Source organism: Streptococcus mitis, from assembly GCF_023109105.1.
GTDB lineage: Bacteria > Bacillota > Bacilli > Lactobacillales > Streptococcaceae > Streptococcus > Streptococcus mitis_BW.
The window spans coordinates 53,152-69,448 of record NZ_JALDTZ010000006.1 but is presented as its reverse complement, the minus strand read 5'-3'; the positions used below and the strand labels follow the sequence as shown (position 1 = coordinate 69,448).

Annotated in this window: 14 protein-coding genes, 1 tRNA gene and 1 pseudogene; 14 read left to right on the top strand and 2 right to left on the bottom strand. The window is 40.1% G+C overall.

What is annotated here, in order from left to right; genetic code table 11:
* Positions 1-19: 19 nt before the first annotated feature.
* The 4 genes from murA to M1F37_RS05150 all read left to right on the top strand — a co-directional run bounded on the left by murA (position 20) and on the right by M1F37_RS05150 (position 3,937).
* Complete coding sequence (gene murA, locus M1F37_RS05165; RefSeq protein WP_247934994.1) at positions 20-1,303, top strand: UDP-N-acetylglucosamine 1-carboxyvinyltransferase; 1,284 nt, start codon at positions 20-22, stop codon at positions 1,301-1,303.
* Positions 1,296-1,484, top strand: a complete 189-nt coding sequence (locus tag M1F37_RS05160) for a DNA-directed RNA polymerase subunit beta (protein ID WP_247934993.1) — start codon at positions 1,296-1,298, stop codon at positions 1,482-1,484. The genes murA and M1F37_RS05160 overlap by 8 nt, the downstream gene beginning before the upstream one ends.
* Before the next feature lie 38 nt (positions 1,485-1,522).
* Positions 1,523-2,347: a DNA/RNA non-specific endonuclease gene (gene endA, locus M1F37_RS05155; protein ID WP_247934992.1), complete on the top strand. Its 825-nt coding sequence runs from the start codon at positions 1,523-1,525 to the stop codon at positions 2,345-2,347.
* A 258-nt stretch (positions 2,348-2,605) separates the two neighbouring features.
* Positions 2,606-3,937 (top strand): hemolysin family protein, encoded by a 1,332-nt coding sequence (locus M1F37_RS05150; RefSeq protein WP_247934991.1) that lies wholly within the window; start codon positions 2,606-2,608, stop codon positions 3,935-3,937.
* 196 nt (positions 3,938-4,133) lie between these two features.
* Here M1F37_RS05150 and M1F37_RS05145 read toward each other — a convergent pair.
* A tRNA-Cys gene (locus M1F37_RS05145) sits at positions 4,134-4,204 on the bottom strand.
* Between the two features lie 156 nt (positions 4,205-4,360).
* Between M1F37_RS05145 and M1F37_RS05140 the strand changes: the two genes are divergently transcribed.
* The 9 genes and pseudogenes from M1F37_RS05140 to M1F37_RS05100 form a co-directional block, all read left to right on the top strand.
* The gene (locus tag M1F37_RS05140; RefSeq protein ID WP_247934990.1) at positions 4,361-6,349 is read left to right on the top strand and encodes a peptide ABC transporter substrate-binding protein; all 1,989 of its coding nucleotides are present in this window, start codon (positions 4,361-4,363) and stop codon (positions 6,347-6,349) included.
* 66 nt (positions 6,350-6,415) lie between these two features.
* Positions 6,416-7,912, top strand: a complete 1,497-nt coding sequence (locus M1F37_RS05135; RefSeq protein ID WP_004260571.1) for an ABC transporter permease — start codon at positions 6,416-6,418, stop codon at positions 7,910-7,912.
* Complete coding sequence (oppC, locus tag M1F37_RS05130) at positions 7,912-8,838, top strand: oligopeptide ABC transporter permease OppC (RefSeq protein ID WP_247934989.1); 927 nt, start codon at positions 7,912-7,914, stop codon at positions 8,836-8,838. Before M1F37_RS05135 ends, oppC begins: the two co-directional genes overlap by 1 nt.
* An 8-nt stretch (positions 8,839-8,846) precedes the next feature.
* Entirely contained in the window at positions 8,847-9,914 is a 1,068-nt protein-coding gene (locus M1F37_RS05125) for an ABC transporter ATP-binding protein (protein ID WP_247934988.1), read from the top strand.
* A gap of 10 nt (positions 9,915-9,924) precedes the next feature.
* Positions 9,925-10,851 (top strand): ATP-binding cassette domain-containing protein, encoded by a 927-nt coding sequence (locus tag M1F37_RS05120; RefSeq protein ID WP_001291288.1) that lies wholly within the window; start codon positions 9,925-9,927, stop codon positions 10,849-10,851.
* A 559-nt stretch (positions 10,852-11,410) separates the two neighbouring features.
* Complete coding sequence (locus M1F37_RS05115; protein WP_247934987.1) at positions 11,411-12,388, top strand: ABC transporter substrate-binding protein; 978 nt, start codon at positions 11,411-11,413, stop codon at positions 12,386-12,388.
* A gap of 10 nt (positions 12,389-12,398) precedes the next feature.
* Complete coding sequence (locus tag M1F37_RS05110; protein WP_247934986.1) at positions 12,399-13,292, top strand: ABC transporter permease; 894 nt, start codon at positions 12,399-12,401, stop codon at positions 13,290-13,292.
* 13 nt (positions 13,293-13,305) lie between these two features.
* On the top strand, positions 13,306-14,109 hold the full coding sequence (locus M1F37_RS05105) for an ABC transporter ATP-binding protein (RefSeq protein ID WP_247934985.1): 804 nt from the start codon (positions 13,306-13,308) through the stop codon (positions 14,107-14,109).
* A gap of 14 nt (positions 14,110-14,123) precedes the next feature.
* A pseudogene (locus tag M1F37_RS05100) lies at positions 14,124-14,318 on the top strand (hypothetical protein); the annotation flags it as partial.
* A gap of 141 nt (positions 14,319-14,459) precedes the next feature.
* Here the strand turns inward: M1F37_RS05100 and M1F37_RS05095 are convergent.
* Positions 14,460-15,293: a LysR family transcriptional regulator gene (locus tag M1F37_RS05095; RefSeq protein WP_247934984.1), complete on the bottom strand. Its 834-nt coding sequence runs from the start codon at positions 15,291-15,293 to the stop codon at positions 14,460-14,462.
* A gap of 116 nt (positions 15,294-15,409) precedes the next feature.
* On the opposite strand from M1F37_RS05095, the gene M1F37_RS05090 reads away from it, so the two are divergent.
* A complete protein-coding gene (locus tag M1F37_RS05090; protein ID WP_247934983.1) occupies positions 15,410-16,255 on the top strand; it encodes an aldo/keto reductase in 846 nt (281 codons plus the stop codon).
* The last annotated feature ends 42 nt before the right edge of the window (positions 16,256-16,297 follow it).

The window sequence follows — 16,297 nt, the reverse complement described above, 5'->3', positions numbered from 1 at the left end:
AAGAGTAAAGGAAATAAGTATGGAAAAAATTGTGGTTCAAGGTGGCGATAATCGTCTGGTAGGAAGTGTTACGATCGAAGGAGCAAAGAATGCAGTCTTGCCTTTGTTGGCAGCTACTATTCTAGCAAGTGAAGGAAAGACAGTCTTGCAGAATGTTCCTATCTTGTCAGATGTTTTCACTATGAATCAGGTGGTTCGTGGTTTGAATGCCAAGGTGGATTTTAATGAAGAAGCTCATCTTGTTGAGGTGGACGCGACTGGCGATATCACTGAGGAAGCTCCTTACAAGTATGTCAGCAAGATGCGTGCATCTATCGTTGTCTTGGGACCAATTCTTGCTCGTGTAGGTCATGCCAAGGTATCCATGCCAGGTGGTTGTACGATTGGTAGCCGCCCTATTGATCTTCATTTGAAAGGTCTGGAAGCCATGGGAGCTAAGATTAGTCAGACAGCTGGTTACATCGAAGCCAAGGCTGATCGCTTGCATGGCGCTCATATCTACATGGACTTCCCAAGTGTTGGTGCTACGCAGAACTTGATGATGGCAGCGACTCTAGCTGATGGGGCAACAGTGATTGAAAATGCTGCGCGTGAGCCTGAGATTGTTGACCTAGCCATTCTCCTCAATGAAATGGGAGCTAAGGTTAAGGGTGCTGGTACAGAGACCATTACCATTACTGGTGTTGAGAAACTTCATGGTACGACTCACAATGTAGTCCAAGACCGTATCGAAGCAGGAACCTTTATGGTAGCTGCTGCCATGACTGGTGGTGATGTCTTGATTAAAGACGCTGTTTGGGAGCACAACCGTCCCTTGATTGCCAAATTGCTTGAAATGGGAGTGGAAGTGACAGAGGAGACTGAAGGAATTCGAGTTCGCTCTCAACTAGAAAATTTAAAAGCTGTTCATGTGAAAACCTTGCCCCACCCAGGATTTCCAACAGATATGCAGGCTCAATTTACAGCCTTGATGACCGTCGCAAAAGGGGAATCAACTATGGTGGAGACAGTTTTCGAAAATCGTTTCCAACACTTAGAAGAAATGCGTCGCATGGGCTTGCATTCTGAGATTATTCGTGATACAGCTCGTATTGTTGGTGGTCAACCTTTGCAGGGGGCAGAAGTTCTTTCAACTGACCTTCGTGCCAGTGCAGCCTTGATTTTGACAGGTTTGGTAGCACAAGGAGAAACTGTGGTTGGTAAATTGGTTCACTTAGATAGAGGTTACTACCGCTTCCATGAGAAGTTGGCGCAGCTAGGTGCTAAGATTCAGCGGATTGAGGCAAATGATGAAGATGAATAGGAAATCAAGCTACGTAATCAAGCGTTTACTTCTAGTCATTTTGGTACTATTTTTAGGTGCTTTAGCCCTAGGTATTGGCTTAATGGTAGGTTATGGAATCTTGGGCAAGGGTCAAGATCCATGGGCTATCTTGTCTCCAGCCAAATGGCAGGAATTGATTCATAAATTTACAGGAAATTAGGCTGGAGAACCAGCCTTTTTCTAAAGATAAGGAGAAATATGAACAAAAAAACAAGACAGACACTGATCGGACTGCTAGTGTTATTACTCTTATCTGCGGGAAGCTATTATATCAAGCAGCTGCAGTCGACAGCTAATAGTCCCAAAACCAAGCTTAGTCAGAAAAAACAGGCTTCTGAAGCTCCTAGTCAAGAATTGGCAGAAAGTGTCTTAACAGATGCAGTCAAGAGTCAAATGAAAGGGAGTCTGGAGTGGAATGGCTCAGGTGCTTTTATCGTCAATGGTAATAAAACAAATCTAGATGCCAAGGTTTCAAGTAAGCCCTACGCTGATAACAAAACAAAGACAGTGGGCAAGGAAACAGTGCCAACCGTGGCTAATGCCCTCTTGTCTAAGGCTACTCGCCAGTACAAGAATCGTGAAGAAACTGGGAATGGTTCGACTTCGTGGACTCCTCCAGGCTGGCATCAGGTCAAGAATCTAAAGGGTTCCTATACTCATGCGGTTGATAGAGGTCACTTGTTAGGCTATGCCTTAATCGGCGGCTTGGATGGTTTTGATGCCTCGACAAGTAATCCTAAAAACATTGCTGTTCAGACAGCCTGGGCAAATCAGGCACAGGCCGAGGATTCGACTGGTCAAAACTACTATGAAAGCATGGTGCGTAAAGCTTTGGACCAAAACAAGCGTGTCCGTTACCGTGTAACCCTATACTACGCTTCAAACGAGGACTTAGTTCCTTCAGCTTCACAGATTGAAGCCAAGTCTTCAGACGGAGAATTGGAATTTAATGTCCTAGTTCCCAATGTTCAAAAAGGGATTCAACTGGATTACCGAACTGGAGAAGTCACTGTTACTCAGTAAAAGATAACATAAACTCCTATGTCACTTGTGGATGTAGGAGTTCTTTTTACTAGTTTAATACTCTTCGAAAATCTCTTCAAACCACGTCAGCTTCACCTTGCCGTACTCAAGTACAGCCTGCGGCTAGCTTCCTAGTTTGCTTTTTGATTTTCATTGAGTATAAGCAGGACTACAATAGACACTGAGAAAAAAATAATATGTACTGGATTAGATTTTGTGATATAATAAAGGATAAGATACTATTTTAGGAGAAGAACTATGGAAGACCCAAGTAGTCAGAATTTGTTGCTACAATTTGTTTTATTGTTTATCTTGACGGTGTTGAATGCCTTTTTCTCAGCTACAGAAATGGCCATGGTGTCACTTAACCGAGCGCGGGTTGAACAAAAGGCAGAAGAAGGAGATAGACGCTATATCCGTTTGCTTAAGGTATTAGAGAATCCTAACCATTTTTTATCAACCATTCAAGTAGGGATTACCCTGATTACGATCTTATCAGGGGCGAGTCTAGCTGATACTCTAGGACGTGTGATTGCATCTTGGCTTGGAAATGGCGAAACAGCTTATGCCGTTGCAAGTTTTCTATCTTTAGCATTTTTGACTTATATTTCCATCGTTTTTGGGGAATTGTACCCTAAGAGAATCGCTCTTAATCTAAAAGATGCCTTGGCGATTCGAACGGCACCGATTATCATTGGGTTAGGAAAACTCGTTAGTCCTTTTGTCTGGCTCTTGTCTGCGTCCACCAATCTTTTGAGTCGTTTGACTCCCATGACCTTTGATGATGCTGACGAAAAAATGACCCGTGATGAAATTGAGTACATGCTGACAAATAGTGAAGAAACACTTGATGCTGACGAAATTGAGATGTTACAGGGGATTTTTTCACTGGACGAATTGATGGCCAGAGAAGTCATGGTTCCTCGAACGGATGCCTTTATGGTCGATATTCAGGATGATAGTCAAACCATTATCCAAAGTATTTTAAAACAAAATTATTCTCGTATCCCTGTCTATGATGGAGACAAGGATAACGTGATTGGGATCATTCACACCAAGAGTCTTCTTAAGGCAGCCTTTGTAGACGGTTTTGATAACATTGTATGGAAGAGAATTTTACAAGATCCACTTTTTGTTCCTGAAACTATTTTTGTGGACGACTTGTTAAAAGAATTGCGCAATACCCAAAGACAAATGGCAATTTTGCTAGATGAATACGGTGGGATGGCTGGTTTGGTAACCCTTGAAGACCTCTTAGAGGAAATCGTTGGGGAAATCGATGACGAAACAGATAAGGCAGAAATCGAAGTTCATCAAATCGGAGAAGATACTTATATTGTTCAAGGTACCATGAATCTCAATGATTTTAATGACTACTTTGATGTTGAACTGGAAAGTGATGACGTTGATACCATCGCTGGTTATTATTTGACAGGAGTTGGGACCATTCCAACGACTGAGAAACTCAGCTATGAATTGGTCAGTCAAAACAAACAGCTTATCCTAACCAATGATAAAGTGAAAAATGGACGTGTTACTAAGGTAAAAGTCCAAATCACAGAAGTCGAAATAGAAGAAGAAACAGAGTAAACTAGAGGCTTTTGTCACAATGTGTGGCAAAGCTTTTTTCAGTTGATTTCAAAAGAGAATTGTACCCTCGAAAAACTCAGCCCCAATCCGCCCCAAAACTTTTCTAAATCTATCCGTATTTATCCGAAGAAAAAAGAAAAAAGCCCTTTAAATTGGGCTTTCTGTTCAAACGGAACCTGATAAATCAAGTTATAGAAGGCGGTAGACGGATTTGAACCGACGATCAAGCTTTTGCAGAGCCGTGCCTTACCACTTGGCTATACCGCCTTAACGTTTATTATTATACCTTGAAAATCATTCTCAGTCAATAGTTTTTTCAGATTTTTTGTATGAATAAGCCTAAATATTCTGAAAATTCGTTTACTTTTCTTGAAATCTATGATATAATTGATAACAACCTATATTTTATAAGAGGAGTAAAAAATGAAAAAAAGTCAAGTGCTTGCTGTAGCGGGAGCTACCTTATTAGTATCAGGAGTTCTAGCTGCGTGTTCAAACACTAGTTCAAATAATGCGAAATTAGCAAAAGATTACCAATATGTTTATCAAATAGATCCAGAAACCTTGGATTATATTGTTAGCAATATTGATTCTACATCATTTATTACAACAAATGCTGTAGATGGTTTATTAGCTAATGATAAATATGGTAATCTAGTTCCTTCTATTGCCGAATCATGGACAGTTTCAAAAGATGGTTTGACGTATACCTATAAAATCCGTCAGGATGCTAAATGGGTGACAGCAGAGGGAGAAGAATATGCTCCTGTAACTGCTAAAGACTTCGTTACTGGTTTGAAACATGCTGTAGATGGAAAATCAAAAGGACTTTCAATCGTTAGCTCTTCTATCAAGGGATTGGATGCATATATCAAGGGTGAAACAAAAGACTTTTCAACGGTTGGTGTAAAAGCACTTGATGATCAAACTTTAGAATATACCTTGAATCAACCAGAAACTTTTTGGAATGATAAGACAACTAGCGGTGTCATGATGCCAGTTAATGAAGAGTTTTTAGCTTCAAAAGGTGAAGGGTTTGGTGCTCCAACAGATGCTAACTCTATTCTTTATAACGGTCCATTTGTCTTGAAAGCTGTAACCCCTAAATCATCTATCGAGATGGCTAAAAATGACGCTTACTGGGATAAAGAAAATGTAAAAATTGAGAACGTTAAGTTCACTTTCTGGGATGGTAAGGACCAAGATGTGATTGCCAAAGGTTTTGCCGATGGTCAATATAGCAAGGCGCGTATCTTCCCTACAAGTTCTACATATGAAAAATATGCAGCTGACTTCAAAGATAACATTTACTTTAATGAACCAGGTGCGGGTGTTGCAACTGTCAGCTTGAACTATGGCCGTACAACCTATAACCACACTGCCAAAACAAGTGATGCTCAAAAGACATCTACTCAGAAAGCATTGCTAAACAAGGAATTCCGTCAAGCCTTGAACTTTGCGGTCGATCGCAATTCTTATTCAGCTCAAACAAATGGTACTGATGGAGCTGCAGTAGCCATCCGTAATACGTTTGCACCTTATAATCTTCAAGTTGGTAAGAAAACATTTGGTGAATTGGTACAAGATAGCTTGGCTAAGACAAATTCTTCTACTTGGTCAAACGTGTCTCTAGCAGATTCTCAAAATGGACTTTACAATGAAGAAAAAGCTAAAGAAGTCTTTGCTAAAGCTAAATCAAGCTTGCAAGCTGAAGGTGTTGAATTCCCAATCCACTTGGATGCCTTGGTCATTCAAGAATCAACAGCGGTTGTAAACCGTGTTCAATCATTGAAACAATCAATTGAAAAAGTATTGGGTTCAGATAATGTTGTTGTAGACTTGCAACAAATGACTCAAGCAGAAGCTTTACCAATTTCATTTAGTGCTCCGACAGCTAAAGAGCAAGACTGGGATATCCATACCTTGTCAGGATGGAACCCTGATTATCAAGATCCGTCTACTTTCTTGGATCAGTTCGTCATTAAGGGAGGAAATACTCGCCTTTACCTTGGTATTGACAAAAATACAGATGCATCAGTAGTAAGCAAACTTGGTTTAGCTGATTATGGAAAATTACTTGATGACGCAAACAGCGAAAACCAAGATGTTCAAAAACGTTATGAAAAATATGCGGTAGCACAAGCTTGGTTGACTGACAATGCTTTGACAATTCCAGTAATGGCTTCTCCTAAAGAAACAGCCGTTTCATATGTTTCAAAAGTTCTACCATTTAGCTCTTCATATTCTGTAGCCGGCCTTAAAGGTGAAACTTCAGGATACTTGAAGTACACTGAAGTTGGTGAAAAAGCAATCACCAAAGAAGAGTATGAAAAAGCTCGTGAAAAATGGTTGAAAGAAAAGGCTGAATCAAACGAGAAAGCTCAAAAAGAATTGGCAAGTCATGTGAAGTAAATAATTTTCAATAGAACTTTCTCTCCATGAGGAGAAGGTTCTTTTGGGATTTTTAAAGGAAATGATATGAAAAAATATATTTTTATGCGTGTTTTGCGGTCATTGGTTTCTATCTTCTTAGTAACAACCTTGACTTACACGATTATCTATACAATGGTTCCTCGAAAATTGATTTTCAAACAGGATACCAACTATAACAAGATTGCGACAACTGCTGATAAACGTGATAACTATGAGAATACTGTTTATGAGCGTATGGGTTATATCGAGTACTACGATACCAAAGAGTTGCAAGAAAAAGCTAGCCAGATGGACGCCTCTGTAACCGTTGAAGCTAATGATACCAACAAGGCTATCTATGAAAAATACATCAAACAAATCGGTCATGGTTGGACCTTGGGAGAATTTACTGAAAGTGGCCAATTCTATGCGACTCGTGAAATCCCAATTTTTGAACGTGTTTTCAAATTCTATGCTAACTTGATTGACATTGACCATACAAATAAAATTCAAGACCCTGAAAACCCAGACTTGAAACGTTACCTTCGTTTCGAAAACGATCCAGCTATCGGATGGTCATTGGTCGGTTCAGGAACAAAACACAAATATCTCTTGTACTTCAACAGTCAGTTTCCGTTTGTACATCAAAACTTTGTGAACATTAATTTAGGTGATTCTTATCCAACCTATGCTAATAGCCCTGTTTTACAGGTTATTACTCAGGGACAAGGTCAAACAAAAACCTCTCAAGTTCAGTTCCCAACAGGTAAGAAAACTTCTTCTGTAAATATTTACTCAAGAACTTATAAATCACCTAGTCAGGCTGATTCTCGTGAAGTAGCCAACTACGGAAAAGATGATCCTTATACAGCTACTGAAAGTAACTACCAATATCCTTCTATGATTGCCAGCTCTGCTGTCGTTGGATTGATTGGTTTGGTGATTTCTTATGCGATTGCCGTGCCACTTGGTTCAGCTATGGCTCGCTTCAAGAACACTTGGATTGATAGTTTCTCAACAGGGGCTTTGACCTTCTTGATGGCTCTCCCAACCATTGCCTTGGTTTATATCATCCGTTTGGCTGGTTCTTCAATCGGCTTGCCAGATTCATTCCCTATATTGGGTGCTGGTGATTGGCGTTCGTATGTTTTACCAGCAGTTATCCTTGGTTTGTTGGGTGCTCCTGGTACAGCGATTTGGATTCGTCGTTACATGATTGACTTGCAATCACAAGACTTTGTTCGTTTTGCTCGTGCAAAAGGTTTGTCTGAAAAAGAAATTTCAAACAAACACATCTTTAAAAATGCCATGGTTCCGCTGGTTTCAGGAATTCCTGGTGCCGTTATCGGGGTTATCGGTGGTGCAACCCTTACTGAAACAGTCTTCGCCTTCCCAGGTATGGGTAAAATGTTGATTGACTCTGTAAAAGCATCTAATAACTCTATGGTCGTTGGTCTTGTCTTCATCTTTACATGTATTTCTATCTTCTCACTTCTTTTGGGAGATATTTGGATGACAATTATTGACCCACGTATTAAATTGACTGAGAAAGGAGGCAAATAATGTCTACAATCGATAAAGAAAAATTTCAGTTCGTAAAACGTGACGATTTTGCCTCTGAAGCCATTGATACACCAGCTTATTCATACTGGGGTTCAGTGTTCAGACAATTTATGAAGAAAAAATCAACTGTAGTTATGTTGGGAATCCTGGTAGCCATCATTTTGATGAGTTTCATCTACCCAATGTTTTCTAAGTTTGATTTCAATGATGTCAGCAAGGTAAACGACTTTAGTGCTCGTTATATCAAACCAAATGCTGAGCATTGGTTCGGTACAGACAGTAACGGTAAATCTCTCTTTGACGGTGTTTGGTTCGGAGCTCGTAACTCTATCCTCATTTCTGTGATTGCGACAGCGATTAACTTAGTTATCGGTGTCTTTGTCGGTGGTATTTGGGGGATTTCAAAATCAGTCGACCGTGTGATGATGGAAGTTTATAACGTCATCTCAAACATCCCCTCTCTTTTGATTGTCATTGTATTGACTTACTCAATTGGAGCTGGATTCTGGAATCTGATTTTTGCCATGAGTGTGACGACATGGATTGGGATTGCCTTTATGATCCGTGTGCAAATCTTACGTTATCGTGACTTGGAATACAACTTGGCGTCACGTACTTTGGGAACACCAACCTTGAAGATTGTTGCCAAAAATATCATGCCTCAATTGGTATCTGTTATTGTGACAACCATGACTCAAATGCTTCCAAGCTTTATCTCATACGAAGCCTTCTTGTCTTTCTTCGGTCTTGGATTACCGATTACAGTGCCAAGTTTGGGGCGTTTGATTTCAGATTATTCACAAAACGTAACAACCAATGCTTACTTGTTCTGGATTCCATTGACAACTCTTGTCTTGGTATCCTTGTCCCTTTTCGTAGTTGGTCAAAACTTAGCGGATGCTAGTGATCCACGTACACATAGATAGGAGTAGAAATGACAAAAGAAAAAAATGTAATTTTGACTGCTCGCGATATTGTCGTGGAATTTGACGTTCGTGACAAAGTATTGACAGCCATTCGCGGTGTTTCTCTTGAACTAGTTGAGGGAGAAGTATTAGCCTTGGTAGGTGAGTCAGGATCAGGGAAATCTGTATTGACTAAGACTTTCACAGGTATGCTTGAAGAAAATGGTCGCATTGCCCAAGGAAGTATTGACTACCGTGGTCAGGATTTGACAGCTCTATCGTCTCACAAGGATTGGGAACAAATTCGTGGTGCTAAGATTGCGACTATCTTCCAGGACCCAATGACTAGTTTGGACCCAATTAAAACAATTGGTAGTCAGATTACAGAAGTTATTGTAAAACACCAAGGAAAAACAGCTAAAGAAGCGAAAGAATTGGCAATTGACTACATGAATAAGGTTGGGATTCCAGATGCAGATAGACGTTTTGATGAATACCCATTCCAATATTCTGGAGGAATGCGTCAACGTATCGTTATTGCGATTGCCCTTGCCTGCCGACCTGATGTCTTGATCTGTGATGAGCCAACGACTGCCTTGGATGTAACCATCCAAGCACAGATTATTGATTTGCTAAAATCTTTACAAAACGAGTACCATTTCACAACAATCTTTATCACCCACGACCTTGGTGTGGTAGCAAGTATTGCGGATAAGGTAGCGGTTATGTATGCAGGAGAAATCGTTGAGTATGGAACTGTCGAGGAAGTCTTCTATGACCCTCGCCATCCATATACATGGAGTCTCTTGTCAAGCTTGCCTCAGCTTGCTGATGATAAAGGGGATCTTTACTCAATTCCAGGAACACCTCCGTCACTTTATACTGAATTGAAAGGGGATGCCTTTGCCTTGCGTTCAGACTACGCAATGCAGATTGACTTCGAACAAAAAGCTCCTCAATTCTCAGTATCAGAGACGCATTGGGCTAAAACTTGGCTTCTTCATGAGGATGCTCCAAAAGTAGAAAAACCAGCTGTGATTGCAAATCTCCACGATAAGATCCGTGAAAAAATGGGATTTGCCCATCTGGAAGACTAGGAGGAAGGAAATGTCTGAAAAATTAGTAGAAATCAAAGATTTAGAAATTTCCTTCGGTGAAGGAAGTAAGAAGTTTGTCGCGGTTAAAAATGCTAACTTCTTTATCAACAAGGGAGAAACTTTCTCGCTTGTAGGTGAGTCAGGAAGTGGGAAAACAACTATTGGTCGTGCCATCATCGGTTTAAATGATACAAGTAATGGGGATATCATTTTTGATGGTCAAAAGATTAATGGTAAGAAATCGCGTGAACAGGCTGCGGAATTGATTCGTCGTATCCAGATGATTTTCCAAGACCCTGCAGCAAGTTTAAATGAACGTGCGACTGTTGATTATATTATTTCTGAAGGTCTTTACAATCACCGTCTGTTTAAGGATGAAGAAGAACGTAAAGAGAAAGTTAAAAATATCATCCGTGAAGTGGGCCTTCTTGCTGAGCACTTGACTCGTTATCCTCATGAATTTTCAGGTGGTCAACGTCAACGTATCGGTATTGCCCGTGCCTTGGTCATGCAACCAGATTTTGTTATTGCAGATGAGCCAATTTCAGCCTTGGACGTTTCTGTACGTGCCCAAGTCTTGAACTTGCTCAAAAAATTCCAAAAAGAACTTGGTTTGACCTATCTCTTCATCGCCCATGACTTGTCGGTCGTTCGCTTTATTTCAGATCGTATCGCAGTTATTTACAAGGGTGTTATTGTAGAGGTTGCAGAAACAGAAGAATTGTTTAACAATCCAATTCACCCATATACTCAAGCTTTACTTTCAGCGGTACCAATCCCAGATCCAATCTTGGAACGTAAGAAGGTCTTGAAGGTTTACGACCCAAGTCAACACGACTATGAGACTGATAAGCCATCCATGGTAGAAATCCGTCCAGGTCACTATGTTTGGGCGAACCAAGCCGAATTGGCACGTTATCAACAAGGACTAAACTAATAATGGTTTTATAATTTCCATGTCAATTTTTATGGAAATTATAAACCTTTTTTTGTTGGACTGATTTGAAAATGTTTTGAAAGCCTTCTGAAAGAATTTTCGAAAAATTTCAAAAAATTCTGAAATATTCTTGACAGCTAATGAAAAAGGTGGTAAGATAGGAAACATCAAAAAAGAAAGCAGAAAAAGAAATGAATAAGAGACAAGCCGTAACTATGAATCAAAACTTTTACTTTAGCTACTTTAGATAGTGTTTGTAGACATGTCACCATGGATGCAAACAGTTCAAGCAATTTGTTTGTATCTATGTGGCTAAGATTTTTGATTGTGGTCCATATAGATGAATATCTAAATGGACTAGCAAAGTTATAACTTGTTAGATTATTTCAAGCATCCGTTTAGGTATTATCTAGGCGGTTTTTTGTTTTATACTCTTCGAAAATCAAATTCAAACCACGTCAACGTCGCCTTGCCGTACTCAAGTACAGCCTGCGGCTAGTTTCCTAGTTTGCTCTTTGATTTTCATTGAGTATTATCTTTTCTGAGAAGGAGTTTCATTATGAAAGTTGTTCGAAAATTACTAGCACCTCTCTTGGTTGTAGGGATTCTCTTGACTTCTCTGATTAGTTTGCATCAGTTGAAGGCAGATAAGAAAAAAGATGTATTTCGTATCGGTATTTCGCAGTTTATTACCCACCAGTCTTTGGACGCTACTAGAGAAGGATTTGTGGATGAGCTGGTCAAACAAGGCTATGTTGAGGGGGAAAATATTGAGATTGATTTGCAAAATGCACAAGGAGAACAAAGAAATCTAAAAACCATTTCCCAGCAGCTAGCAGAATCTAGTGATGTCGTTCTAGCCATTGCAACGCCTTCTGCTCAGAGCTTGGCTAATACAACACAAACGACACCGGTTATCTTTTCAGCTGTAACAGACCCTGTCAGTGCCAAGTTGGTTGAGTCAAGAGAACATCCTGGGGGAAATGTGACGGGGACAAGCGACCAGTCATCAGATGCCATTTCAACCCAAATCAATTTGATAAAGAAAGTGTTGCCAAAGGCTAAAACAATTGGAATTCTCTATACTCAGAGCGAGCCAAACTCAGTTGTCCAAAAGGATGAAGCTAAGCGACTTCTGGAAGAAAAAGGCTTTACCGTTGTTGAAAAAACAATCTTGGACAGTAACAATGTCAAGGCGGCAGCAGAGAGTTTGATGGCAGAAGTGGATATGGTTTTTGTACCAACAGATAATATCATTTCGTCAACCATGGAAACAGTCAAGCAGGTTTCTATTAAACACAAGGTTCCAGTATTTGGTGGTTCGACAGAAATGATTGCTGTTGGTGGCTTGTATAACTACGGAACCAATTATGAAGAATTAGGACGGCAGACAGCCCGCATGTTGATTAGGGTTTTAAAAGGTGAGAAGCCAGAAAATATAGCAGTTGAGTTGCCTGAAAAATTGGAATTGCATACCAATAAAGAAATGGCAGATGCACTAGGAATTGATATCAGTAAGTTAGAGGGCAAGGAATAGGAGGTTTAAGATGAGTTTTGTATTATCTAGTTTATCAGAAGGTTTGTTGTGGTCGATTATGGCCATTGGAGTCTACTTGACTTTCCGTATTTTGGATATTGCGGATATGACTGCTGAAGGAGCCTTTCCTCTGGGCGCAGCTGTCGTCGTATCACAGATACAGGCAGGGACAAATCCTTGGATTGCAACCTTACTTGCTTTGCTGGCAGGTATGGTAGCAGGTCTTGTATCAGGAATGCTCCATACTAAGATGAAAATTCCAGCTCTCTTGACAGGGATTGTGACCTTGACAGGGCTCTATTCGATCAATATTAAAATCATGGGTAGCGTACCCAATCTTTCCTTAGGAGATTCTGCAACGGTCTTTAAACAGTTGGCGAGCTTAGGGATGACAAATGAAGAAGCTGTTTTCTCACTCAGTTTAGCCTGCCTCTTACTTGTTTGTTTGGTCTTGACCCTTTTGATGAAAACGGAGATTGGTTTGGTCTTGCGTTCGACTGGGGACAATATTCCGATGAGTGAGGCTAACGGGGTCAATGTAGACACCATGAAGATTGTTGGTTACATGATTTCAAACGGTTTGATTGCCCTATGTGGTTCTTTATTCGCTCAAAATGATGGATTTTCAGATGTGACTTCTGGGACAGGAACTATTGTTGTTGGTTTGAGTGCGGTGATTATTGCGGAAGTCTTGATTCACGACTTGACCATTGGAGGCCGCTTATTATCCATCGGAATCGGTGCTATTGTTTACCGTTTGATTATTTTAAATATCTATGAAATTCCAAATCTAGATCAAAATCTGGTTCGTCTCTTTAATGCAATCTTGCTCGCCTTGGTTTTATTTGCACCAGAATTGCAAAAGAGATTAAAGATTCGTGGTCTGAAATTGAGAAATGAATAGGAAGGAGAAAGTTATGGTAAGTTTGTTAACACTTGAAAATATTCACAAGACTTTTGAAGCAGGGACGGTCAATGAGAACCATGTCCTCAAAGGATTAGATTTAGAGGTTGATGAGGGAGATTTTATCTCTGTGATTGGTGGAAATGGAGCAGGTAAATCCACTTTGATGAATATCTTGGCTGGCAATCTATCGGTGGACGAAGGGGACCTTTTATTGGAAGGGAAATCCATTAAAAATCTGAGTGTAAGAAAGAGGGCTAAGGATATCTCCCGTGTTTTTCAAGATCCTAAGATGGGAACAGCTTCTCGTTTGACGATTAAGGAGAATATGGCTATTGCCTTGAGACGCGGGCAGAAGAGAGGGCTTGGTTGGGGCGTGAAGGAGAAGGATAGAATCAGGTTCCAAGAGGCCTTGAAAGAGTTGAATATTGGTCTTGAAAACCGCTTGAAAGTGGATACCCAATACCTCTCAGGAGGACAAAGACAGGCCTTGACCCTAGTAATGGCAGCTCTAGTGAAACCTAAACTCTTGCTTTTGGATGAACATACTGCGGCACTTGATCCAAAAACCAGTCAAATGGTGATGGACTTGACACAAAAGATTGTGGAAGAGCACCAGTTGACGACTTTGATGATTACCCATGATATGAACCATGCGATTGAGTACGGAAATCGTCTCATTATGCTCTATCAAGGCAAGATAGTGGTGGATGTCAAAGGAGAGGAGAAAAAGCATTTGACGGTTGAAGATCTCATGCATCTCTTCCAGAAAAATAGTGGGCAAAGTCTAGTTAGTGATGAATTGGTTTTGGGATAAAGAAAAAGGCTGAGATAGTGCTCAATAACTTTTATGCCACAGAAGTGGAAATCGATTTACCTCTAGTCTACCAAAATGGACAGATTTTGCTTTCAAACTATGAAGATGTAGAAGTGTCTGAAAAAATTCTACTCAAACCTTCTCAAACACTGGCTATTTATGTAAATATAAAAGAGGAGGCTGGGACAAAAGTCCGACCTAAAATATAAAAAGCGAACAAAACTAGTTTTCTGGTAATCAGAATTCTAATTTGTTCGCTTTTCACATTTAATTATAGATTTGAAGGGGTTAATAATTAAGGTTTTTAAAAATTGAAATCTTTTTGTCCCAAACTCCTTTTACTGGCGATTTTAAACATTTATTAAGTCAGTCAAGTTGATTTCGGGATTAAGAGACACTAAATGATAGTGGACATGTGCTTCAGGGTCGGAAATAGGTATCATTACTCGGTCGTCCTGAATCTTTTCCCTTTCTTGGCTGAGATTGGTCGCAAACCGAGGAAGTGTAGAATTGTAGGCTAATTCTTCAAACTCAAAACGGTTGGACTGAATGAGAAATTTTGAAGCTGGCATTTTTTCTTGAACCAATTCATTCCAAAATCCAATTTGATGCATTAGGAGAAAGTTATAACCATTGATTGCCTCGAAGCTAACGGCATCTAGACGAGCCAAATCATGACCCGTAGTGACTGCAATGGCAAGTTCCTCCTGTAGATAGGGCAGACAGGTCGTTTGATTCTGGTCATATGCAAATGGGAGAACAGCTAGATCAATGGTTTCTTCCTCAATAGCTTCCATTACCTTGTGGATAGAGCAAATTTGATGGCTAATTTGTTTGTTAGGGTAGAGGGATGCTAGTTGCGGTAGCAAAGACCAAAGTGGTGCAGGAGCGACTGAAGCAATCGTAATGGTCTTGAGGCTTTGCTCAAACTGTCTGACTTCTTTGATGCCTTGCTGACTAGTACTTAAAATTCTGCGTGCAACTTCGACAGCACGTTCTCCTGTTTTATTTAACGAAATCCGATTAGCACTGCGGTCAAAAAGGGGAACACCAAAATCCTCTTCCAAGTGCTTGCAGGAACGTGATAAGGAAGGTGTCGAAATGAGTAATTTCTCTGCAACTTTAGAGAGTGTCCCTAATTCTTTAAAAGCGACGAGTTGTTCGAGTTCTTCTAGGTTAAGCATGTTTACCTCCTTTTTACTTTTCGTTTTATGAAAACTAGTTTGCTTTATTAATAGTGTACAAAATTTTCAAGTGGGTGAAAACTAGAAGCATCAAAAGAAATAAGGAGATACAGAATATGTTTTACAAAACTTTAAATAACAAGGTTAAAATGCCACAATTAGGATTTGGAGTTTACCAAACACCGGTAGATGAAACCAAGCGTGCAGTCCTTGATGCTATCGAAGTCGGTTATCGTGCCTTTGATACCGCTCAAGCTTATGGCAATGAAGCAGGTGTGGGGGAAGCTATCAAGGAATCTGGCCTTCCGCGGGAAGAATTTTTTATCACCACCAAGATTTGGATTAGCAATGCCGGTTATGAGAAGGCTAAGGCATCCATTGAAGAATCCTTGCAAAAATTGCAAACAGATTATATCGATCTTTTGCTGATTCACCAACCTTTCGGTGATTACTATGGAACTTACAGAGCTATGGAGGAAGCCTACAGGGCTGGTAAGCTCCGTGCTATTGGGGTTTCAAACTTCTCACCAGATCGTTTTATTGATTTGCAGCATTTTGTAGAAATCAAGCCAGCTGTGAATCAGATTGAAACGCATATCTTCCAGCAACAAAAAGTAGCCAAGACTTATTTAGATAAATACAACTGCCAAATCGAATCTTGGGGACCTTTTGCAGAAGGGCGCAATGATTTCTTCAATACGCCAACTCTTAAAGAAATTGGGGAAAAATATGGGAAATCCGTTGCTCAGGTAGCATTGCGATTCCTCCTCCAAAGCGACGTTGTGGTGATTCCTAAGTCTGTTCGCAAAGAACGCATGCAGGAAAACTTCAATATCTTTGACTTTGAATTGACGGCAGAAGAGATGGCAACCATTCAAGATTTAGACCAGGGGAAATCCCTCTTCTTTGATCACCAAGCTCCAGAAATAGCAGAATTTTTCATGACATTGGTAAAAAAGTAGAACTGAATTTTAGGGAAGTTAAAATCTAAGCAACGGAGGAAA